Origin of the sequence: Actinoplanes sp. NPDC049668 (assembly GCF_044465445.1) — a bacterium.
GTDB lineage: Bacteria > Actinomycetota > Actinomycetes > Mycobacteriales > Micromonosporaceae > Actinoplanes.
Map to the genome: position 1 here is coordinate 210,098 of NZ_JBITLR010000009.1, position 19,125 is coordinate 229,222.

At 69.1% G+C, this 19,125-nt stretch carries 24 protein-coding genes and 1 pseudogene; 13 read left to right on the top strand and 12 right to left on the bottom strand.

The features are described 5' to 3' along the window. Positions 1–3: 3 nt before the first annotated feature. From larC to ACIBSW_RS34380, 3 genes are read right to left on the bottom strand one after another with little or no spacing between them, the layout of a single operon-like run. Entirely contained in the window at positions 4–1,179 is a 1,176-nt protein-coding gene (larC, locus tag ACIBSW_RS34370; RefSeq protein ID WP_354721671.1) for a nickel pincer cofactor biosynthesis protein LarC, read from the bottom strand. Continuing rightward, positions 1,176–1,838 (bottom strand): nickel pincer cofactor biosynthesis protein LarB, encoded by a 663-nt coding sequence (gene larB / locus ACIBSW_RS34375; RefSeq protein WP_354721672.1) that lies wholly within the window; start codon positions 1,836–1,838, stop codon positions 1,176–1,178. The genes larC and larB overlap by 4 nt, the downstream gene beginning before the upstream one ends. After that, positions 1,831–2,634 (bottom strand): ATP-dependent sacrificial sulfur transferase LarE, encoded by an 804-nt coding sequence (locus ACIBSW_RS34380; RefSeq protein ID WP_354721673.1) that lies wholly within the window; start codon positions 2,632–2,634, stop codon positions 1,831–1,833. Before ACIBSW_RS34380 ends, larB begins: the two co-directional genes overlap by 8 nt. A 298-nt stretch (positions 2,635–2,932) precedes the next feature. On the opposite strand from ACIBSW_RS34380, the gene ACIBSW_RS34385 reads away from it, so the two are divergent. Next, the gene (locus tag ACIBSW_RS34385; protein WP_354721674.1) at positions 2,933–3,673 is read left to right on the top strand and encodes a hypothetical protein; all 741 of its coding nucleotides are present in this window, start codon (positions 2,933–2,935) and stop codon (positions 3,671–3,673) included. Between the two features lie 77 nt (positions 3,674–3,750). Here the strand turns inward: ACIBSW_RS34385 and ACIBSW_RS34390 are convergent, their stop codons facing one another. The 6 genes from ACIBSW_RS34390 to ACIBSW_RS34415 all read right to left on the bottom strand — a co-directional run bounded on the left by ACIBSW_RS34390 (position 3,751) and on the right by ACIBSW_RS34415 (position 8,283). Continuing rightward, complete coding sequence (locus ACIBSW_RS34390) at positions 3,751–4,491, bottom strand: ABC transporter ATP-binding protein (RefSeq protein ID WP_354721675.1); 741 nt, start codon at positions 4,489–4,491, stop codon at positions 3,751–3,753. Then, positions 4,488–5,249 (bottom strand): cobalt ECF transporter T component CbiQ, encoded by a 762-nt coding sequence (gene cbiQ / locus ACIBSW_RS34395; RefSeq protein ID WP_354721676.1) that lies wholly within the window; start codon positions 5,247–5,249, stop codon positions 4,488–4,490. Before cbiQ ends, ACIBSW_RS34390 begins: the two co-directional genes overlap by 4 nt. Further along, a complete protein-coding gene (locus ACIBSW_RS34400) occupies positions 5,249–5,596 on the bottom strand; it encodes a PDGLE domain-containing protein (RefSeq protein WP_354721677.1) in 348 nt (115 codons plus the stop codon). Before ACIBSW_RS34400 ends, cbiQ begins: the two co-directional genes overlap by 1 nt. Positions 5,597–5,607: 11 nt before the next feature. Then, the gene (locus ACIBSW_RS34405; protein WP_354721678.1) at positions 5,608–6,321 is read right to left on the bottom strand and encodes an energy-coupling factor ABC transporter permease; all 714 of its coding nucleotides are present in this window, start codon (positions 6,319–6,321) and stop codon (positions 5,608–5,610) included. 100 nt (positions 6,322–6,421) lie between these two features. Beyond that, a complete protein-coding gene (locus tag ACIBSW_RS34410; protein WP_354721679.1) occupies positions 6,422–7,276 on the bottom strand; it encodes an SCO6745 family protein in 855 nt (284 codons plus the stop codon). Positions 7,277–7,299: 23 nt separating this feature from the next. After that, a complete protein-coding gene (locus ACIBSW_RS34415; protein ID WP_354721680.1) occupies positions 7,300–8,283 on the bottom strand; it encodes a hypothetical protein in 984 nt (327 codons plus the stop codon). A gap of 117 nt (positions 8,284–8,400) precedes the next feature. On the opposite strand from ACIBSW_RS34415, the gene ACIBSW_RS34420 reads away from it, so the two are divergent. The 4 genes from ACIBSW_RS34420 to ACIBSW_RS34435 all read left to right on the top strand — a co-directional run bounded on the left by ACIBSW_RS34420 (position 8,401) and on the right by ACIBSW_RS34435 (position 11,491). Further along, the gene (locus ACIBSW_RS34420; RefSeq protein WP_354721681.1) at positions 8,401–9,009 is read left to right on the top strand and encodes a TetR family transcriptional regulator; all 609 of its coding nucleotides are present in this window, start codon (positions 8,401–8,403) and stop codon (positions 9,007–9,009) included. 78 nt (positions 9,010–9,087) lie between these two features. After that, positions 9,088–10,545 carry an FAD-dependent monooxygenase gene (locus ACIBSW_RS34425; protein WP_354721682.1) on the top strand — a complete coding sequence of 486 codons (1,458 nt, stop codon included), beginning with the start codon at positions 9,088–9,090 and terminating at the stop codon, positions 10,543–10,545. Positions 10,546–10,580: 35 nt separating this feature from the next. After that, entirely contained in the window at positions 10,581–11,075 is a 495-nt protein-coding gene (locus ACIBSW_RS34430; RefSeq protein WP_354721683.1) for a hypothetical protein, read from the top strand. Between the two features lie 80 nt (positions 11,076–11,155). Beyond that, a complete protein-coding gene (locus ACIBSW_RS34435; protein WP_354721684.1) occupies positions 11,156–11,491 on the top strand; it encodes a hypothetical protein in 336 nt (111 codons plus the stop codon). A gap of 12 nt (positions 11,492–11,503) precedes the next feature. Here the strand turns inward: ACIBSW_RS34435 and ACIBSW_RS34440 are convergent. After that, positions 11,504–11,641: pseudogene (locus ACIBSW_RS34440) on the bottom strand (SsrA-binding protein); the annotation flags it as partial. Positions 11,642–11,684: 43 nt separating this feature from the next. Between ACIBSW_RS34440 and ACIBSW_RS34445 the strand changes: the two are divergent. From ACIBSW_RS34445 to ACIBSW_RS34455, 3 genes are all read left to right on the top strand, one after another. Beyond that, positions 11,685–13,322: a recombinase family protein gene (locus ACIBSW_RS34445; RefSeq protein WP_354721728.1), complete on the top strand. Its 1,638-nt coding sequence runs from the start codon at positions 11,685–11,687 to the stop codon at positions 13,320–13,322. 346 nt (positions 13,323–13,668) lie between these two features. Continuing rightward, positions 13,669–14,370 (top strand): hypothetical protein, encoded by a 702-nt coding sequence (locus ACIBSW_RS34450; RefSeq protein WP_404799544.1) that lies wholly within the window; start codon positions 13,669–13,671, stop codon positions 14,368–14,370. Positions 14,371–14,609: 239 nt separating this feature from the next. Next, the gene (locus ACIBSW_RS34455) at positions 14,610–15,155 is read left to right on the top strand and encodes a hypothetical protein (protein WP_354721686.1); all 546 of its coding nucleotides are present in this window, start codon (positions 14,610–14,612) and stop codon (positions 15,153–15,155) included. Between the two features lie 271 nt (positions 15,156–15,426). Here the strand turns inward: ACIBSW_RS34455 and ACIBSW_RS34460 are convergent, their stop codons facing one another. Then, the gene (locus ACIBSW_RS34460; RefSeq protein WP_354721687.1) at positions 15,427–15,693 is read right to left on the bottom strand and encodes a hypothetical protein; all 267 of its coding nucleotides are present in this window, start codon (positions 15,691–15,693) and stop codon (positions 15,427–15,429) included. A 307-nt stretch (positions 15,694–16,000) separates the two neighbouring features. On the opposite strand from ACIBSW_RS34460, the gene ACIBSW_RS34465 reads away from it, so the two are divergent. From ACIBSW_RS34465 to ACIBSW_RS34485, 5 genes are all read left to right on the top strand, one after another. Beyond that, positions 16,001–16,198, top strand: a complete 198-nt coding sequence (locus ACIBSW_RS34465) for a hypothetical protein (RefSeq protein ID WP_354721688.1) — start codon at positions 16,001–16,003, stop codon at positions 16,196–16,198. Beyond that, complete coding sequence (locus tag ACIBSW_RS34470) at positions 16,195–16,476, top strand: hypothetical protein (protein WP_354721689.1); 282 nt, start codon at positions 16,195–16,197, stop codon at positions 16,474–16,476. The genes ACIBSW_RS34465 and ACIBSW_RS34470 overlap by 4 nt, the downstream gene beginning before the upstream one ends. A 1,062-nt stretch (positions 16,477–17,538) precedes the next feature. After that, a complete protein-coding gene (locus ACIBSW_RS34475) occupies positions 17,539–17,979 on the top strand; it encodes a hypothetical protein (protein ID WP_354721690.1) in 441 nt (146 codons plus the stop codon). Continuing rightward, positions 17,976–18,305 carry a DUF1508 domain-containing protein gene (locus ACIBSW_RS34480; RefSeq protein WP_354721691.1) on the top strand — a complete coding sequence of 110 codons (330 nt, stop codon included), beginning with the start codon at positions 17,976–17,978 and terminating at the stop codon, positions 18,303–18,305. The genes ACIBSW_RS34475 and ACIBSW_RS34480 overlap by 4 nt, the downstream gene beginning before the upstream one ends. Beyond that, positions 18,302–18,478, top strand: coding sequence for a hypothetical protein (locus ACIBSW_RS34485; protein ID WP_354721692.1), 177 nt, complete (start codon positions 18,302–18,304; stop codon positions 18,476–18,478). Before ACIBSW_RS34480 ends, ACIBSW_RS34485 begins: the two co-directional genes overlap by 4 nt. A gap of 15 nt (positions 18,479–18,493) precedes the next feature. On the opposite strand, the gene ACIBSW_RS34490 is transcribed toward ACIBSW_RS34485, so the two are convergent. Continuing rightward, positions 18,494–18,847 (bottom strand): Lsr2 family protein, encoded by a 354-nt coding sequence (locus tag ACIBSW_RS34490; RefSeq protein ID WP_354721693.1) that lies wholly within the window; start codon positions 18,845–18,847, stop codon positions 18,494–18,496. Between the last annotated feature and the right edge of the window lie 278 nt (positions 18,848–19,125).

Below are 19,125 nucleotides of genomic sequence, written 5' to 3' on the forward strand. Positions count from 1 at the left end.
GCGTCAATCCTTTGGCGCCGCCGACCCGGGAGCGAGGCCGGCGGTGGCCGCCGCGGCCAGGGCCTCCTGCAGCACCGCGTGCTCGGGGCGTCCGGTGCGGCGGGCCAGCGCGGCCACGTCCTCGAACTCCGGCGTCGCCTGGACGATGACGCCGTCCGCGTACCCGATCTTGACGGCGACGGTCCCGCCCGCGAGCGCGACCTCACGGGAGGTGCGCGGCAGCGCCGTCTTGCTCCGCCGGCCCTCCCGGACCCCCAGCGTGCTGGTGTCCCGGAAGATCCTGGCCCGCAGCGCGGCGGCCCGGTCCGGGCCGCACAGCACCGTCAGCGTGTGCGCCGGCCGGCCCTTCTTCATCAGGATCGGCACCAGCCACGCGTCGTCGGCGCCGGCGGACAGCAGCCCGGCCAGCACGCCCGGCCACAGCCGCGGATCGAGATCGTCCACGTTGGCCTCCAGCACGACCGCCTCCGCGGTGCCCGGCTCCGGCGCGCCGATCACCACCCGCACGACGTTGGCCCGCCCGGGCGTGTCCCGGCCACCCGCGCCGACGCCGACGGAGTCGACAGTCATCGGCGGCAGGTCCTCGCACCGCGCGGCGAGGGCCCGGATCACCGCCAGCCCGGTCGGGGTGGCCAGCTCGTGGCCGCCCCTGCCGCTGACCCGCCAGCCGCGGGCCAGCTCCAGCACCGCCGGCGCGGGCACCGGCAGCTCGCCGTGCGCGGTGCGGACCCGGCCCGAGCCCAGCGCCACCTCGCCCGCGCTGACCGACGTCACGCCCAGATCCCGCAGGGCCGCGCAGACACCCACCACGTCGGCGATCGAGTCGAGCGCGCCGACCTCGTGGAAGTGCACCTCGCCGGCCTCCGTGCCGTGCACCCGGGCCTCGGCCTCGGCGAGGCGCCCGAACACGGCGAGGGCGTCGTCGTGGCCGGCCAGCAGCGGCCGGATGTCCCGCCAGGTCCGGTGCGGCGGCGCCGCCACCAGCGGCTCCACGTCGGCCTTCAGCGCGCGCAGCCCGGCCCGGGTCACCTGCGCCACGGACAGCGCGACCGAGCCCGGCAACACCTCGTCGATCGCGCCGCGCACCGCGTCGAGCCGGGCGCCGGCGTCGAGCAGCGCGGCGAGCAGCATGTCCCCGGCCACCCCCGCGGACGCGTCGATCCACGCGTGCCGGCTCACCGGGGAGCGGCGATCTGCGCGGCGAGGTGCCCCGCCCCGTACCCGTTGTCGATGTTGACCACCGCCACCCCCGGCGCGCACGCGTTGAGCATCGCCAGCAGCGCGGCCAGGCCCTCGAACGCCGCACCGTAGCCGACGGAGGTCGGCAGCGCGACCACGGGCGCGCTGACCAGCCCGGCGACCACGCTCGGCAGCGCGCCGTCCATGCCGGCGGCGACCACGATCGCCCGCGCCGCCCGCAGCTCGTCGAGCCGGGCCAGCACCCGGTGCAGGCCGGCGACGCCGACGTCCGCCGTCAGCGACGCCTCGCGCCCCAGGTAGCGGGCCGTGAACAGGGCCTCCCGCGCGTACGGCAGGTCCGAGGTCCCGGCCGCCAGCACCACGACCCGGCCGCCGTCGGCGCGCGGAACCGCCGGCGGCCAGGCGAGCAGCCCCGACTCCGGATCGTGGAACGCCGACGGCAGCACCCCGAGCACCGCCGACGCGTGCGCGGGCGTGGCGCGGGTGAAGAGCGTGACGTCGCCGGTCCGGCCGGCGAGCGCGGCGGCGATGCCCGCGACCTGCGCCGGCGTCTTGCCCGCGCAGTAGACCGCCTCGGGATAACCGCGCCGCCGGGCCCGATCCAGATCGAGGTCGGCATAGGACGACAGGTCAGCCACGCCGCACCAACGGCAGGGTGAACGCACCGGACTGCACGCCCGCCACATCGAGCGCCGCGAACCGGAAACCCGCCGCCAGCACCGCCGCGCGCAGCCGCGAGCGCAGCGGATCCCGGACCGCCCGCTCGAGATCGTCGGCCGGCAACTCTATCCGCGCGACGTCGCCGTGATGGCGTACCCGAAGATCACCGAAGCCCAGGCCGCGCAGCGCGGCCTCGGCCCGCTCGACCTGGGCCAGCTTCTCCGGGCTGACCGGCTGAAAATGCGGGATGCGCGAGGCCAGGCACGGCGCCGCCGGCTTCTCGGCGCAGGGCAGCGCGAACTCCCGGGCCAGGCGCCGGACCGCGGCCTTGTCCAGTCCCGCGTCCGCGAGCGGCCGCAGCACCCGGTGCGCGGTCGCGGCCCGCCCACCGGGCCGGTCCGCCCGCCGCGCGTCGTCGGCATTCTCCCCGTAGGCGACGGCATCCAGCCGGTACGCCGTGACGACCTCGTCCGCGATCCGCGTGAACAACTCGTCCTTGCAGTGGAAACACCGGTCCGGCCCGTTCGCCCGGTACGCGTCCCGCTCGCCCTCGAACGTGTTCACCTCGGCGACGGCGACCCTGATGAACCGGGCCACGGCGTGCGCGGCCTCCCGCTCGTCCGCGGCCAGGCTCGGCGAGACCCCGAGAATCGCCACCACCCGATCCGCCCCCAGCTCCCGCACGGCCAGAGCGAGCAGCACCGAAGAGTCCACGCCACCGGAGAAAGCGACACCAAGCCGGCCGACGCCGGAGAAGAGGTCCATGGTGAACATGTAAGAACCGGCGACGGCCGACTGGCAAGCATCTGCCGGACATCTGCCCCCAGCCCAGGACAAGCCCGACGAGGTATTGACAGGGAGCGTCGACTACCGGCGCTTGCCGATACCTCCGCCGGGGCGGCTCTTCCCCGCCGCGAGCAAACCTGACTCGCGCTGGTCCGCAGCCAGGCTCGGCGAGACCCTGAGGATCCCGACCACCCGATCCGGCCCCAGCTCCCGCACGGCCACCGTGCATGCAGGTTTGCAGGCCGGGCCGTGGAAGCTGCGCATCTGATGGGTTGATACTCGCTGGATGCCGACCGGATCGAACCGTCACCGAATACTGGAAGCCTTACGCCGCAGCGGACAACCGTTGGACGATGACCGGCTCTCGGCTGTCGCCCAGGTCAATCCGCGACAGCAGGTCAACCAGATCTGTCGGGCACTGGAACAAGAGGGTATCGTCCGCCGCTACCCAGGACCTGATCAGAAGCTGGTCAATGAGTTGGTCGGCGCCGACATCACGTTTGTGGAGACGGCGAGCGATCAGCGTCGATATCCCCGAAGTGTCGAATCCGTAGACCCGATCGTAATAACCGGCGAGGCGGCGATCGAATCCCCGCCGGGGAACTCCCGCGAGCAGCGTGACGCCGAGCGGGTCATGCTCGACCTTCTAGGCCTTCAACTGGGAGTAGCACTCGATCCGACCCGTATCGTCGTGGCCAATGGTACGCGAGTCGAGCTGGACGGGGCTGACGCCGAGCGCACGGTGCTGGTGGAATGCTGGGCTCATCAGGGGCCGCCCAAGGTCGCGCAGAAGCACAAAGTTCTCGCCGACGCGCTGAAGTTGACCTGGATCGCTACCAAAATCGAGCCGAAGCCGAGGCTGTACCTGTGTCTCGGTGATCCGCTTGCTGCGAGGCCGTTTCTGCCGGCGTCGAAGTCGTGGGCGGCCTATGCGCTGCGGGATCTCGGGGTCACGGTCGCGGTGGTCGATCTCCCTTCCGAGGTGCGGGACAAGGTGCAAGCAGCCCAGCAACGTCAATACCGGTAGCTGTCAATTACGTCGCCGCGCAGCCAAGGTCCACGACCAATGCAGGCACAGCGACCCAAGCGGTAGCCGCCAGCTGGTCAGGGGCGGGTCGGGTGGAAGCCGAACGGTAGTTCGAGGCGGTGGGCGTGCAGGAGGGGCTCGTCGGCGAGCAGGTCGGGGGTCTTGCCGTCGGCCACGATGCGGCCGGCGTCGAGGATCACCGCGCGGGGGCACAGCTGGAGGGCGTACGGCAGGTCGTGGGTCACCATCAGGACCGTCACCGGCAGCCGCTCGAGGATCTCGGCGAGCTCGCGCCGGCTGGCCGGGTCCAGGTTGGACGAGGGCTCGTCGAGGACCAGCAGCTCGGGCCGCATCGCCAGCACGGTGGCGACCGCGACCCGGCGGCGCTGGCCGAACGAGAGGTGTTGCGGTACCTGGTCGCGGTGGGCGGTCATGTCGACGGCGGCCAGGGCCTCGTCGACCCGGGCGCTCAGTTCCGCGCCGCGCAGGCCGAGGTTGGCCGGGCCGAAGGCGACGTCCTCGGCGACCGTCGGCATGAACAGCTGGTCGTCGGGGTCCTGGAAGACGATGCCGACGCGGCGGCGGATCTCGGCGAGCCGGGCCCGGTTCGCCGGGTCGACCCGCAGGCCGCCGACGTCGACGGTGCCGGCGCCGCCGTGCAGGATGCCGTTCAGGTGCAGTACCAGGGTGGTCTTGCCGGCGCCGTTCGGGCCGAGCAGCGCGACGCGCTCGCCCTGGGCGACGCTCAGGTCGACGCCGTGCAGCGCCACGCTGCCGTCCGGGTAGGCGAAGGTCAGCCCGGCGATCTCGAGGCTCATCGCAGCACCGCCGCGATCGCGATGGCCGTCGCCGCGGCCGGCAGCGTCGCCGCGGTCGCCCAGTCGGCGGTGGTCGCGCCGCCCGCCTCGGTGCGGGGCAGCCGGCCGTCGTAGCCGCGCGAGACCATCGCCAGGTAGACCCGTTCGCCCCGCTCGTACGCCCGCAGGAACAGCGCGCCGACGCCGACCGCGAACGCCTTGACCTGCCACAGGAATCTCGGGTCGTAGCCGCGGGAGAGCCGGGCGATCCGCATGCGGCGGGCGTCGTCGGCGAGGATGTCCAGGTAGCGCAGCATGAACGTGGCGATCTGGGTGAAGGCGCGCGGGCAGCGCAGCCGGTCCAGGCCGAGCAGCAGGTCGCGCATCGTGGTGCTGGCGGCCAGCAGCAGGGAGGCGACCACGCCGAGCGTGCCCTTGACGAAGATGTTCCACGCGCCGTACAGGCCGTCGACCGACAGGGACAGGCCGAGCCAGGTGATCCGCTCGCCGTGGCCGGCGAACGGCAGCGTGACGGCGAGCAGGACGAACGGCAGCTCGATGGTGGCGCGCTTGGCCAGCCACGGCAGCGGCACCCGGGCCAGCGCGGTCACGGCCGCGAGCAGCAGGGCGTAGCCGGCGAACGCGGCGAACTCGGTCCGCGGCGTGGCCACCACCACGATGGTGAACAGCAGGGTGGCGACGATCTTCACCTCGGGTGCGAGCGCGTGCACCGGGCTGCGGTGGTCCAGGTGCAGCGGATGCGCGTGGCCCGCGCCCATCAGGCCTTCTCGGGCGCGCGGCGGCGCACGAGCCAGAAGAGTCCGCCGCCGATGGCGAACGTGACCAGGACGCCGAGCACGCCGGAGAGGCCGGTCGACACGTACTCGTTGTCGATGCCCTTGATGCCGTAGTCGGCCAGCGGGCTGTCCGCCAGTTGGTGGTCCCGCTCCCGTTGGGCCATGCAGGTGCCGCCGGTGATCTCGTCGTCGGCGTTGAACGTGCAGCCTTCGCGGGCGGCCGCGTCGAGGCCGTCCGGGCTGCCGGAGGCGAAGTTGCTGACCACCCCGGCCAGCAGCAGGGCCACGAGCAGGCCGCCGGCCAGGAACCATCCGAGTCGCTTGCTCACGTCGTACCCCTTCAGACGCCGGCGGGCATCGTCGTCGCCGCGGGCATCGCGACCGGCGGCTTGCGGAAGCGCCGCAGCGCATAGACCAGATCCGGGCGTACGCGGGCGACGGTCGCCACCGTCGTCGCCGCGATGATGCCCTCGCCGATGCCGATGAGCACGTGCGTGCCGGCCATCGTGCCGGCGATCAGGGGCAGCGACAGCTGGGTCGTGCCGCCGAGCCAGTACTCGAACACGAAGCCCATCGAGGCCGCCACGACGCCGACGACCGAGGCGATCAGGGCGGTCGCCCCGAGCCCGGTGGGAGTCTTCGGCAGCACCCGCATCAGGCCCGCCACCAGCAGGTAGCCCGCCGCGGTGCCGATGATCGCCATGTTGGTGATGTTCAGGCCGAGGGCGGTCAGGCCGCCGTCCGCGAAGAGCAGGCACTGGATGATCAGGACGGTCGCGACGCAGAGCGCGCCGACCCACGGTCCGACCAGGATGACGGCGAGGGTGCCGCCGAGCAGGTGGCCGGAGACGCCGGGCAGCACCTGGAAGTTGAGCATCTGCACCGCGAAGATGAACGCCGCGACGAGCCCGGCCATCGGCGCGAGCCGGTCGTCGAGGTCGGCGCGGGCCCGCCAGACGCAGAAGGCCAGGGCGAGAGCGGAGAAGACGGCGAAGAGCGCCGACACCGGTCCGTTCACGATCCCGTTGGCGATGTGCATCGCCTCGATCTGCATGGCAACCCCTCCCCGGCCCGGCAAAGTACGGCCAGCATATGGGGAACGAGTTGTAGTTGCACAGTCTTGGCAACAAGGTTTGTCAGGTCTGGGATGTTGATCACTTCGTGGGCGCCACCGCGGCCAGGAATCCGGCCTTGACCAGCGTCCGGCTCAGCGGCCGGGCCAGCTCCGCGAGCCGCCCGCAGCGCTGCTCGCCCAGCGCCTGGTACGCCGGAGCCGCCAGCCGGTCGGTCTCGGTCTCGATCCGGGCGCGCAGCTCCCGGCCCTGCTCGCTGAGCTCGTCCCCGTCGAGCAGGCCGCGCCCGCGCAGCGCCTCGGCCTCCGCCGCCCACTGCTCCTGGCTCCAGCCGCGGCTCCGGCGCAGGAACTCGCCGTTGGTCTGGCCGGAGGCGGTGTGCAGGATCATCGACTGCAGGCCGGTCAGGCCCGCGACCAGCAGCGCGGCCACGTGCCCGTCGCCGCGGAACTCGCGCAGCACGGTCACGGCGTGCCAGAGCACCAGGTGCGGCTGCTCCGGCCAGTCGAGAGTGGCGTGCGCGGCGAACAGCGGCCGGCCCGCGGCGTACGCGGTGGCGGACTCGGCGGCGAGCCGGGCCAGCTCCGCCGCCTCGGCCACCTCCGGGCTCTTGATCGCGTCGCCGAGGCCGCGGGTCAGTGCCGCGTCGGCCGCGTCCAGCCGGGCCGCGAGAACGGCCGCCGGCGTGGTCTGCCGCCAGACCGCGGGCAGCGCGCGGGCCACCCGGCCCGGGTGGAAGTTGTAGAAGGTCGCGACGACCAGCTCCGGCCCGACCGGACCGAAGACGCCGCCCCGGGAGGCGAAGTAGCCGTCGGAGGCCCGGATGCCGAGCGCCTCGAAGCGCTCCCGGGACTCGGGTACGAAATAGATCATGGCGTGCAGCGGCTCAGCGAGCCGCCAGGCCTCGCGAGCGATGGCGGGGGTCACCTCGGTCATGCCCGGCATCCTGCCATTACCGGCTAGTAGGGTGCGACCGTGAGCGCGGACATGCCGGCCGCCGCGTCCACGTCGACGCGGTCGACGGCGCCGTCCCAGGCCGCCGGGGTGAAGGTCTTGCCGGCCGCCACCCCGGCGTGGCGCAGACCGTCCACAGTCACCTGGCCGGCGCCGGCGCCGATCCGGACCCGCACCGGTACCCCGCCCGCGGTCCGCACGTCGAAGAGGCTGACCCCGCCGCTCATCCGTACGCCGAGCGTCCCGTCCGGCCGGGGCAGGGTCAGGCTGATCCGGCTCGCGCCGCCGGTGAGGTCGACGCCGCCGACCCGGCCCGCGCTCAGGTCGATGGTGCTCAGGTCGGCACCGCCGGCCATCCGCAGGTCCCACCGCACCGCCGAGTTCAGGGCGATGTCGACCGACTGAGCGTCGCCGTCGAGGCGCAGCCGGATGCGGCCGTCCAGCTCCTCGGCGCGCGGCACCGCGTCGCCGGAGTCCGGCGTGCTGATCCGGTAGAGGGCGTCGCCGAGGTCCACGGCCCGCAAGGTCACCTGCTTCGCGCCGTCGACCAGGTCGAAGCCGGCGGCGGTGCGTCCCTCGCGCGCGGCGGTGGCGGTGTGTGCGGCCGCCGCGGCGGCCGGTGGGCCCCAGTCGGCGGCCGGGGCGCCGCCGTCGCGGCCCAGCACGAAGACCGCCGTGCCGGTCAGCAGCAGGGCGCCGGCGGCGATGCCCGCCCCGATCAGCCAGCGCCGGTCCGGCTCCGCCGGGGGAGCGGCCGCCAGGTCCTCGACCGGCTCCGGCTCCGGGTCCGCCGCCGCCGGTGCCTGCCGGGTAAGCCTGGCCAGCGCCGGTACCCGCCGCGCCGGCCTGGTCAGTGCCAGCGCGAGCGCGGCCTGCGCCATCCGCGGGGTCGAGGTCGACGGGCCCGCCGCGACGACCGGCAGCTCCATCGTCGGCTCGTCCTCCGGCAGGGGCGTGCCGGGCTCGGGCCAGTCGGGAATTCCGGGCATGGTCCACCTCCGTGTCGGTGAGCGGTACGCGGCGCGGCGCCCCGCGGATCGGAAGTCGGCAGAAACTTGCGTGCCACGCATATTTGCGGACCACGCAAGTTGAGCTACGGTGGGCGCATGGGACTCCGCGAGCGCAAGAAGGCCGAGACGCGCAGCGCGCTCAGCTGGGCCGCGATCCGCCTCACCGTCGAGCGCGGTTTCGACAACGTCCGGGTGGAGGACATCGCCGCCGCCGCGGGCGTCTCGCCCCGCACGTTCAACAACTACTTCTCCAGCAAGGGCGAGGCCATCGTGTCCCGCCACCTCCAGCGCCTCCAGCGCGCCGCCGACGAGCTGGAGGCGCGGCCCGAGGGCGAACCGCTCTGGGAGTCGATCACCCACGCCGCGCTGAGCCAATTCGAGCCCGGCCCCGAGCTGACGGCGCATCCGGTCACCGACCGCGGCGCCTGGGTCGCCGGCCTGCGCACCATGGTCGCCGAGCCCGCGCTGCAGGGCGATTGGCTGCGCGCCGGTGCGCGGGCCGAGGCGGTGTTCGCGGCCGCGGTGGCGCGGCGCACCGGCACCGATCTCGAGACCGACCTGTACCCGCATCTGGTGGCCGCCGCCGTGGCGGCCGCGAACAACGTCGCGCAGAACCACTTCCTGCGCGGCGACGGCACGGCCTCCATGGAGGCGCTGCTCACGGAGGCGCTCGCCCGGATCGCCGCGGGCCTGCCCCCGCCCTAGCTCTCCAGCCCTTCCACGACCATCGACAGCCCGGCGCGGTGCCGGGCCGATGGCCCGTACCCGAAAGCGGGTTTCACCATGATCGATGTCGTCATCGCCGGTGCCGGGCCCAACGGGCTCATGCTCGCCTGTGAGCTGGCCCTGGCCGGCGTCCGGCCGCTGGTCCTGGAGCGGCTGACCGGGCCGACCACCGAGCAGCGGGCCAACGGCCTGGTCGGCCAGGTCGTGCGCATGCTCGACCGGCGCGGGTTGCACGAACGCCTCACCGGCACCCCCGACCCGCCGGTGCCCGTGCCCCGCTTCATGTTCGGCGCGTTCCCGCTGCCGCTGCACGACCTGCCGGACAACCCGCTGTACACGCTGATGGTGCCGCAGGCCCGGATCGAGGCGATGCTCGCCGAGCGCGCCGCCGAGCTGGGCGTCGAGATCCGCCGCGGGCACGAGGTGCTGGGCGTCGCGCAGGACGCGACGTCGGTGACGGTCGAGGTCGCCGGCCGGGAACCGATCGAGGCCGGCTACCTGGTCGGCGCCGACGGCGGGCACAGCCGGGTCCGCAAGCTCGCCGGGATCGGCTTCCCGGGGGTCACCACCGACGACACCGTCTCGCGCACCGGGCACGTCAGCGTGCCGGCGGACCTGGTGGACGCGCACGGCGGGCTGCGGGTGCCCGGCTTCGGGGTGCTGCCGCCGTTCCAGCACGTCCGCACGGAGCGCGGCCTGATCACCTGGGCGCCGTTCCCCGGCGGCCGGCCCGCCCTGGTCAGCGTGGCGGAGCGGGCCGAGGCCGGCGACGCCGAGATGACCCTCGGCGAGCTGCGCGCCGCGGCCGCCCGGGTGCTCGGCGCGGACCTGCCGGTCGGCGCGCCGGTCGGCGCCGGCCCGCACCTGCTGCGCCGGACGGCGGGCGGCAACACCCGCCTGGCCGACCGGTACCGGGCCGGGCGGGTGCTGTTGGTCGGCGACGCCGCGCACGTGCACTCCGCGATCGGCGGTCCCGGGCTCAACCTCGGGCTGCAGGACGCGATCAACCTCGGCTGGAAGCTGGCCGCCGAGGTGCGCGGCCACGCACCGGACGGGCTGCTGGACACCTACGAGTCGGAGCGGCGGCCGGTCGGCGAGCGGGTCAACATGCACACCCGCGCGCAGTCGGTGCTGGTCGGGCCAGGCGGCGAGATCACCGCCCTGCGGCAGCTCTTCGGCGAGCTGCTCGATTCGCCGCAGAGCCGGGGGCGGATCGCCGCGCTGCTGGCGGGCGCCGACATCACCTATGACATGGGTACGGCGACCGGACCGCACGTCGGCCGCTGGGCGCCGGACGTGCCGGGGCTGGCGGCGCTGACCCGCACCGGGCGGCCGCTGCTGCTCGACCCGACCGGCCGGCTCGACGCCGGCGCCTGGGCCGACCGGGTGGACGTCGCCCGTACCGAGGGGCACGGCACCGCGCTGCTGCTGCGGCCGGACTGCTACGTCGCCTGGGAGGGCACCGCCGCCGACGGGCTGGATGAGGCGCTGGGCCGATGGTTCGGCAAGCCCTGACGGTGCTTGTCACAGGGTGCGGCTAATCTGCCGCAATGGACGACCTGGCGGCCTGGCTGGCGCGACTGACCTTCGCGGACCTCACGCAGGACGAGGTGACCGCCCGGATCATCGACGCGGTGGCGGCCTGGGGCGACGCGCAGGGCTGGCGGGTCTACCGGCGGGCGCCCAGCGTCGTGACCCTGCCGCCGCCGATGGACCGGCAGCACTCGGTGCTCGACGTCGCGCTGGCCCGCCCCGGCGCGCCGCCGGTCGTCGTGGAGGTGGACCACACCGACCGCAGGCGCACCATCGACAAGCTGCTGGCCGAGGCCGGCGCGGGCCGGGTGGCCGTCTGGGTCCGCTGGGGGCCGGGGCGCCTGGCCGAGCCGCCCGCCCCGATCCGCATGGTCGCGCTCCCGGTGACCCGCCACCAGGGCCGCTACGCCCGGCGCACCGAGCCGGACCGGCCCGCGCCGGAGCACTCGCCGCAGGCGGCCGCGGCGGGCGAGGCGATCGAGTTGCCGCTGCCGGGTCAGGACGCGACCTGAACAGCGGCGATCCGATTGTGAGCGGCGCCGGGGCGGCGTAGCGTCCAGGACAGAGCCCCTGACTGGAAGGTGGCCCACAGATGAGCTCGTCCCTGCCGGGTCCTGTACACCTCATCCCGGACCCGATGCCTCTCACCCCGCCCATGCCGGGTCTGCGTCGCCCCCTGTTCCCGCGCGGCAAGCTGGCGCGCTGCCAAGCCGAGGGCTGCTCCTGGCGCAACTTCCTGAACGATCTGACGCCGGAGCACACCTGCCGGCGCCATCCCGGCCAGACCGACTTCGTGCCGGACGGCACCAAGCTGCGGGTGCGCTGCTTCCACGACGGCTGCCTGCAGAACTCCGTCGAGGTCACCTACTGGCGCACCATGCACCACGCCGAGAACTTCCAGTGCTACTCGCATCTCATGCACGGCTGAGCGCCTCGGCGGTCAGGCCCGGGTGCGGCCCTTCAGGTGCCGGCCCATGGCCCGGGAGATCTCCCGGTTGGCGTCCCGCTCGGCGAGCGCCTGGCGCTTGTCGTACTCCCGCTTGCCCCGGGCCAGGGCCAGCTCGACCTTGGCCCAGCCGAAGGTTGCCTTTTGTCAAACGACAAGAGGTACTTTCATGTCTATGCGCGCATTACGGGCAATCCGCCTGTCTCGCGTGACCGACGAGACGACATCCCCAGAGCGCCAGCTCGAAGCAACTACGGCCGAGGGCTTGCGGCGCGGATTCGACCTACTCGATGAGGTCGCCGAAGACCTGAACGTCTCCGCTTCCAAGATCGACCCCATGCGCCGACCAGGACTCGGACCCTGGCTGAAGGAGCGCTACCACGAGTTCGACGCCGTCATTTGGTGGCGCATGGACAGGGCAGTCCGCTCGATGTCCGATCTCCACGAGCTAGGTAAGTGGGCAAGGGAGCACAAGAAGCGGTTGATCTTCGCTCAAGGGCCGGGCGGCGGTTCGATGGAACTGGATATGTCCAACCCCATCGCTGAGTTGATCGTCCTCATCCTGGCCTTCGCCGCCCAGATGGAAACTCACGCCATCTCCGAGCGAGTCACCGGCTCCCACGCCTACCTCCGCCAGCACGGACGCTGGGGCGGCGGCCCTATCCCGTTCGGTTACATCCCAGTGCCAGCAGGCGAGAAGGGCTGGAAGCTCGTTCAGGACCCGGTTACTGCTCCGCTGGTTCGAGAGATGGTCGATCGCATTACGGCCGGCGATTCCATGCTCGGCATAGCGAGGGACTTCCAGGAGCGAGGTATCCCGACCCCTCGGGACTACCAGGACAAGCTCAGGGGCCGGGCGCCGAAGAACCGTAAGTGGCAGCCCGAAGCAGTGCGGAAGATCTTGACCAACAGATCCTTGCTGGGCGAGACCTCCTACGAGGGAGTGACCCTCCGCGACGCTAAAGGCGTGGCTCTGATGCGAGCTGAGCCGCTGGTCACCCGCCAAGAGTGGGCACAGGTTCAAGCAGCTGTCAGCGCCAGGGGCTTCACGCATACACGGGTCCGAACACCGAACGCTCTGCTGGGCGTCCTCAAGTGCGGCAACTGCGGCTGCAACATGTATCGACAAGAGATGATGGACAAGGGCAAGCTCTACCTCTACTACCGCTGCCCCGGCAAGAACATCCTGGAGGGCTCGAAGTGCAAGGCACGCTTCCCCGGCAAGGTCATCGAACGAGAGTTTGAGCGCGTCTTCCTCGCCAACTTCGGCCACGACGAGGTCTACAAGCGCGAGTATGTCGTCGGCTCCGACAACTCCGAAGAGTTGGCCGACGTGGAACGGCTGATCATCGAGCTGGAAGAGGAATGGGATCTCGGGCTCGTGACCGACAGGGCGCGGTACCTGGAGCGTAAGAGGGCCATGATCACCCGTCGGGAAACTCTGGCCGCACAACCCTCAACGCCTTCCGGCTACCACTGGGTTCCCACAGGCATCACCTACCGCCTGTGGTGGGAGAACGCTGACCCCATCGCTCGCCGAAAGCTCCTACTCGACGCCCAGGTCGAGGCGTTCGTGGCCCGGACCAGCGCCAGGGAGTGGATCGAGCTGGACTACTGGGAGCATGCCGCGGACCTTCTAGCTACGAGCAACGAGGGCCTGCCTGCTGATGTGTCCTCAGCACCCGACAAGTTCGGGCAGGACATGGCTCATGGCATGGGCGGTGTTCACCTGACCCCCGAGGACATGGGCACTGATGATCTACACATGTACTTCATCTGGTACCACGTCCGCCAGGAGCAGCTCAGACACTAAGGAGGAGGTGGCTGGCTGCCGATCAGAACGCCGGATCGGTGGCCACCATCCCCTTGTACGGCGTCGGGCGTTTGTCTCCGGCTAGCAGTCCATGCCAGCGGCGTAAGACCCGCGTGCAGCGCGCTGGTGTAACACCCCTACCGGAGAAGACGCCGGGAGCCGCTAACGCGAGCGGCGATACAAGAACGCGCCGCAGGGTGTAAGAACCCTCCCCACCCGAGGGACAGAGGGAGTAGGCAACCCTGCCGAACATACGGGTGCCGGAGCAACGCTCGACGTCACAAAGACGATCGGGCATATCTGTGTTGCTCTGGAGGATTCAGTGATCTCAGCTCGTGAGTGGCACTTGCTCGCCCTCAAGGCCGAGGCCAGCCGTCGGAACTTCGATCCGGCGAGCCCAGTTGACATCAGGATCAAGCGCCCTCCGGTCGAGCGCAACCCCAGCGCCGATGTGGTGTCCCAGTTTCCGGACGGTAATCCCGAACAGGACGAGCTTGAGGCTCTGCTGAGCGCTCCGCCGAAGCCACGACCCACGTTCTCAGATCAGATCATGGACGTGGAGCTGCTCCGAATGTTCCTCGAGCAGGTAGACGAGGAACGCGAGGCGGACGCACGGCGTGTCTGGGTCAGAGCGGAGTACAAGAAGTACGTACGCCGGATTAAGGCAATCCCGGGTGCACGCTGCAAGTGCGACCCAACCGAGTTGCACAGATTCGACCGGATCAACGGCCTTGACGTAGTGGTCAAGTCTCCAGCTTGGGGCAACATCTGCACCACCTGTGCTCTTGACCCGGTGCACCTCCTGCCGGTCAAGGAGCTTGCCATGCTCTTCGGCCGGCGGTTTCGCAGAGAGGCTGGGCTGTATTTGCCCAAGTGGTGGAGGATCTCGGATTATTTAGAGCGGCAACCGGAGGAGCGCTTCAAATGGGTGGATTCCAAGACGCCGCCATACCTGAGGCCGGGTAAGCGATCGCATGCCCGCGATAAGCAACGTAGGACCTTGGAAAGGGATAAGGCTAAGGGGACTAAGGTCAAGAAGACTCCTTAGCCCTAGGGCCACTCAGCCAGGTTGCCATTCGTCATCCCACACACCCTGTTAGCGCGGGTAGTGGGGAAGCGGATCACCTGGTCTCGGCTCAACGGAAGACGTAGTACAGGTCAGAGTCCGTGGTGGGACCGGTGCGGAGGGGAGGCCTACGCCTCCCCTCCCACGCACATTGCCATTGGCCTCACCCACCACGTATGCGATAGAAGGAAAGCGCGCGACTCACCACCACGGAAGTCAACATGTCGAACGACGAACTCAACCGACGGCGCGAAGCCGCCATGCGTTGCGCGGTCATCTACATCCGCAAGTACCCGAAGATGCTCACGCACCCGGCCGAGAACAAGGAAGCGTGGTACCTCTTCTCGATCGACGGGGCGGTCACACCGTACGTCGAAAGCCAGGTACGCAGGGACCCCGACGAAGTCCGCCGCGAACTGCTGGAGGACGCCGACGACTTCCTCCACGGCCCCGAAGGACAGGTCAAGAAGATCAAGGCCTGGTACGACCACGTCTCCAAGGCGAAGCTGACCCCACGCGAAGCCAAGCTGGTCTACACGCTCTGGATGCTTGCTCGGCTCGACGGCCCCAACATCCTGGCCTCGTATCGCAGGGCCGCCCAGGCCATGGCGTTCTTGCACCAAGAGCCCGAGATCTCCGCCAAGACGATCGGCGAGTACCTGCGCCGGATCGCCAAGATGGGCTTCATCGCCCTGGAGCCGGGGAAGCCGCGGGGGCCGAAGGCCAAGGTCCCAAGGGTCGCTTCCGTGATCAGGCTTCACATATAGGCGGTCGGGCCTCACTGGCGCGCGAGCTTTTTAGTTCTAGGGCGTCGCGGTAATAGGTGTATGACGATTTCTCCCGCCACCTGCTCCGCGATCGTGAAGAACACCGGTCGCCCCTGCAAGAACGCTCCATGGCGCGACGACCTCTGCGGCAGCCACCACCCCGACCGCCCCAAGCCCGGCGAGGGCTCGAAGATCTGGCCCTGCCCTGCGGGCCACGCCCTCAAGATCGACGGCAAGAGCACGGCGGCGCTGGAGTGGGTGCAGGATTCCGTTACGGGGAAGTGGTCGGCCCGCTGTCGCCTCTGCGGCGGCCCCGGTTGAGCAGGAACTTCACGTCGGCCTCGTCCACCCGCATCCCCTTGGCGGTGTCGAGGAGCTGCACTGCGAGCTTTTCCTTGCGCTCCACCAGTTTGTCGAACAGCTCTCGGTCCTCCACCTTCAGTCGGTCGATCGCCGCAAGGACGGTGGCGTACTCGACCGCGGTGTTGATCAGGATGGCTTCGGCTTCATCGTCGCGGTCCTGGTCGGCGTGGCTCACGGGGCCACGGTAACCCCGCGAGGGCCACCGTCAGGCCGCATCGGCAGCTTCGGCATATGGGCCTGGGGCCGGCTGGCTTCTGTCGCGCTAGGGCCTCTCAGCCGGTAACTGTTTATCGCCGGGTGGATCACCGTTTGGTAAATGTACGGAAAGCCTTGACGGGTCGCCGGGAACTGCGCCAGTGTGGCAGCCCGCAGGCGAGGTTAACGGACTGTAGTGGCCCGAATACGTATCCTTAACCGCTCGGTTGACTGGCCTGCCAGAAATTTCAAAAATGTAGTCAGGCAGTATCATTTGAGGAGTAAGAATGCACTACGACATTACCGATCCCGTCACACTGCGCGCAGAGCTCGCTGCCTTCCGGGCTAGGCTCGACGACTTGGCCGCCGAGCTCGCCGATCCGACCGTATCAGATGAAGATCTCGAACTATGGTCCGTAAAGCTCGACGGCATCCGTGCAGAAATAGGAGTGCTGCGGAACCAGTTGAAGGGAGCCGACCAGTGAGCGAACCGGCGGGGCAAGAAATGCAGTTCGATGATTTGAACGGTCCGGCAATTCAGCGGTACCTCGATGAGCACGGCGACGGGGCAGAACAGCCTGACGTGGAGTCGACGCGCCTGGAAAGCCGCGACGGTATCGAGGTGGTGGTTCTGAAGAGCGTGAACGGTGACGAGTTGGCTAGTTACCCGGTCGCGATGTTCACCAAGCGTCCGGTAGCCCCTCCACCGCTGACGATCCCGGACCTGGGGCAGAGCCGGAAGGAGGCCAACCATGACGAGTAGCCTCAACCGTCGGCCTCATCTCCACAACGGTGGTGGGGCCTTCGGCTGGTCTGAACATCGCCTCATCCGTAGTACAAGATAGATCCTCCTTTGTTCACGCCTGCTTCGGCTCAAAGGTCGATCGGCTAGCGATATCTCCTTCCGATCCTCAGGCCGGTAGTCGCTAGCTCAATCGAACAGCTCTCGGCTCTCCTGCGGGTAAGCAGGCTCACCCACATAGAGTCATGTTCATCAGGCTGGCCGCTTGTTGATCGGGTGAGGACATGTCGAGCCGGGAGCTGTTCTACGAGAGGCCGATGCACCTCCTAGTGTTAAGCGCCTCTCAACGGGCTCGCGCATGGTGGCCGGGGAGATCCTGGCACAAGGTCCGCGCATACCTCATGAAACAGAGCGAGCCCACCACAGCCATTGTTAGGCCGGTAACGAGTTGGGGCATGGGGAAGTGGGCACCATCCGATCTATCCAGCCGTAGGCAAGCTCAGAGGGCTGGAAGGTCATGGCCAATCGGCGCAGCAACCTTGGCGATTGCAGAAGGAATAGAACACGTAGGCGTAGTAGGAAGCGTGGCGCATCCTCCGTTTGACCCAGCTCCGTTCGCCAGCGTCGTTGAAGAGGCACTCAAGGCGTTCGGTTCTGACATCTCCTACGCGGAGGCCATGTGCAAGAACGCGTACAGCGTTCAACAGAAGCGCCTGGTTTGGGCCGCTCGTCAGGAGCTCCGCCTCCTGAGCGGGATTCCCAAGTACTACGGACCCGCTGGCTGGAAGATCGGTCCAGACCTCATCACCTGGCTGAACTCCCTCCCTCCGCCGTCTCACGACCCCAGATCCGATCCCAGTCGCAAGCAAGGCCGGCGGTTCCCACCCGACCGTCGCCGCGAGCTGATCCTCCTGGTCCAGCAGCTCAAGCGTGACGGCCTGACGCTCCAGGCCATCAGTAGGCGCACAGGTCTAAGCCTCGGTACAGCGAGCCGGTACTCCCGCATCCCTGCCGATGACTCATAGCAGTGGCGGTGGTCAGGTGAGGTGTCTCGTGTCGAATCCAAGCGGTAGGCGCATCGACGTGCCGGAGCGGTTGCGTCTCCAGGCCGAGGCTGTGCGGATGTACTCTCTGCGCCGCTCGTACAAAGACATCGGCGAGGCGCTAGGTATCCACTCGTCAACCGCGTTCAAGTACGTCCGTGACGCGTTCAAGGACCAGGCGATCGAGCAGGTAGACGAGGCCCGTAAGCGGGACATCAGCCTCATAGACCATCTCATCAATCGCCTGCTCGCCATCGTGGACGACCCTTCCTCCACCGACAGCTCGGCCAAGACGAACGCGGCCGGCACTATCAACCGCCTCCTGGATCGCAGAGCCAAGATGCTGGGCGTCGACACACCTGCTCAGTCCGAGGTCACCGTCACCCACCAAACGCCGGAGGATCTCGAGCTACGGGATCTCATCAACGCCGCCAAGGCCAGGGCTGCTCTGCCCGTCACGGACGAGGTGCCGCGGTCATGACAGAGCCAACTCCAGACCTCTCCTACGAGGAAAAGGAACAGGTCCTGGAGCAGAGCCAGGACCTAGCCGACGTACAAGATTCCAACCGTGCTGAACCTATCGACCGTAAGACTCACCGGGTCCGCGTCTACCTGGACGAATCCGGCGAGTACAGGTGGAGGCGCACCTCAGGCAACAACAAGACCATTGCGGTCTCAGGCGAGGGCTATAAGAACCTCGCCGCCGCCCTGGCCTCCCTGCACCTGGCTAACGATCCACCGTTCGTCGTGGTGTACGAGACGGAACAGGACGAGCCAGAGCAGGGCGACGACGAGGAGCAGCCATGACGACAACCGTCTGTGACCAGCACGGCTCCGAATGGACCTGGTCTGTACGCGTCGACGTAAGCCACGATCACCTCACATGGCTTTGCGTCATGTGCGAGAAGGACAACCCCACCCAGCTCACGCAGGAACGTGCCGACGAGGTGTTCCTGAAGGTCGCGGACCTCTGGGACTAGTAGCCCTCAGCTTGTTCAGTGCGCAGCTTCGTACGCATCCAAGATGTCTTGACTGATCCTTCCACGGTCCGACACCTTGTGCCCGTTCGCGTTGGCCCACTCACGGATAGCTAGCCTCTGGTCCTTGTCTCCTGCTGGGCTCACCTTGGTGACCTTCTTGGCCACACCACCACCACGTACGGGCGCAGCTACCTTGGTCGCCTTGTTGGTGTACTTCTCCAGCGCCTTGTCAAGCGCATCCTGGTTCTTCTTACTCAGGTCGATCTCGTAGTACTGACCTCGGATGGAGAAGGTCACGGTGCCTCCACCATCACCATCCTTTAGTTCAGTCCCATCCAAGTCATCAACGATCCTGGTCACCTTAGCCATGGCTAGCCTCCTGAGCGCATTCGGTCAGCCGATGCTAACAGTAAGGCCAACCAAACTCCTTCAATACAGGAGCGGTACATGCTCAGCCAAGGATGGATCCGGTGTCTCACCTGCAACAAGCGCAGGTACCTAACCGTGTTCAAGGCTGAATCCGTACGCAACGCAACCGAGTACGCCACCGACCTACAGCTACGGATCTACCCGTGCGATATCGGCGGCTTCCATATCACCCGCCAACCACTCGACCTTTGGGACACCAGGCTGTGAGCAGCACTCGC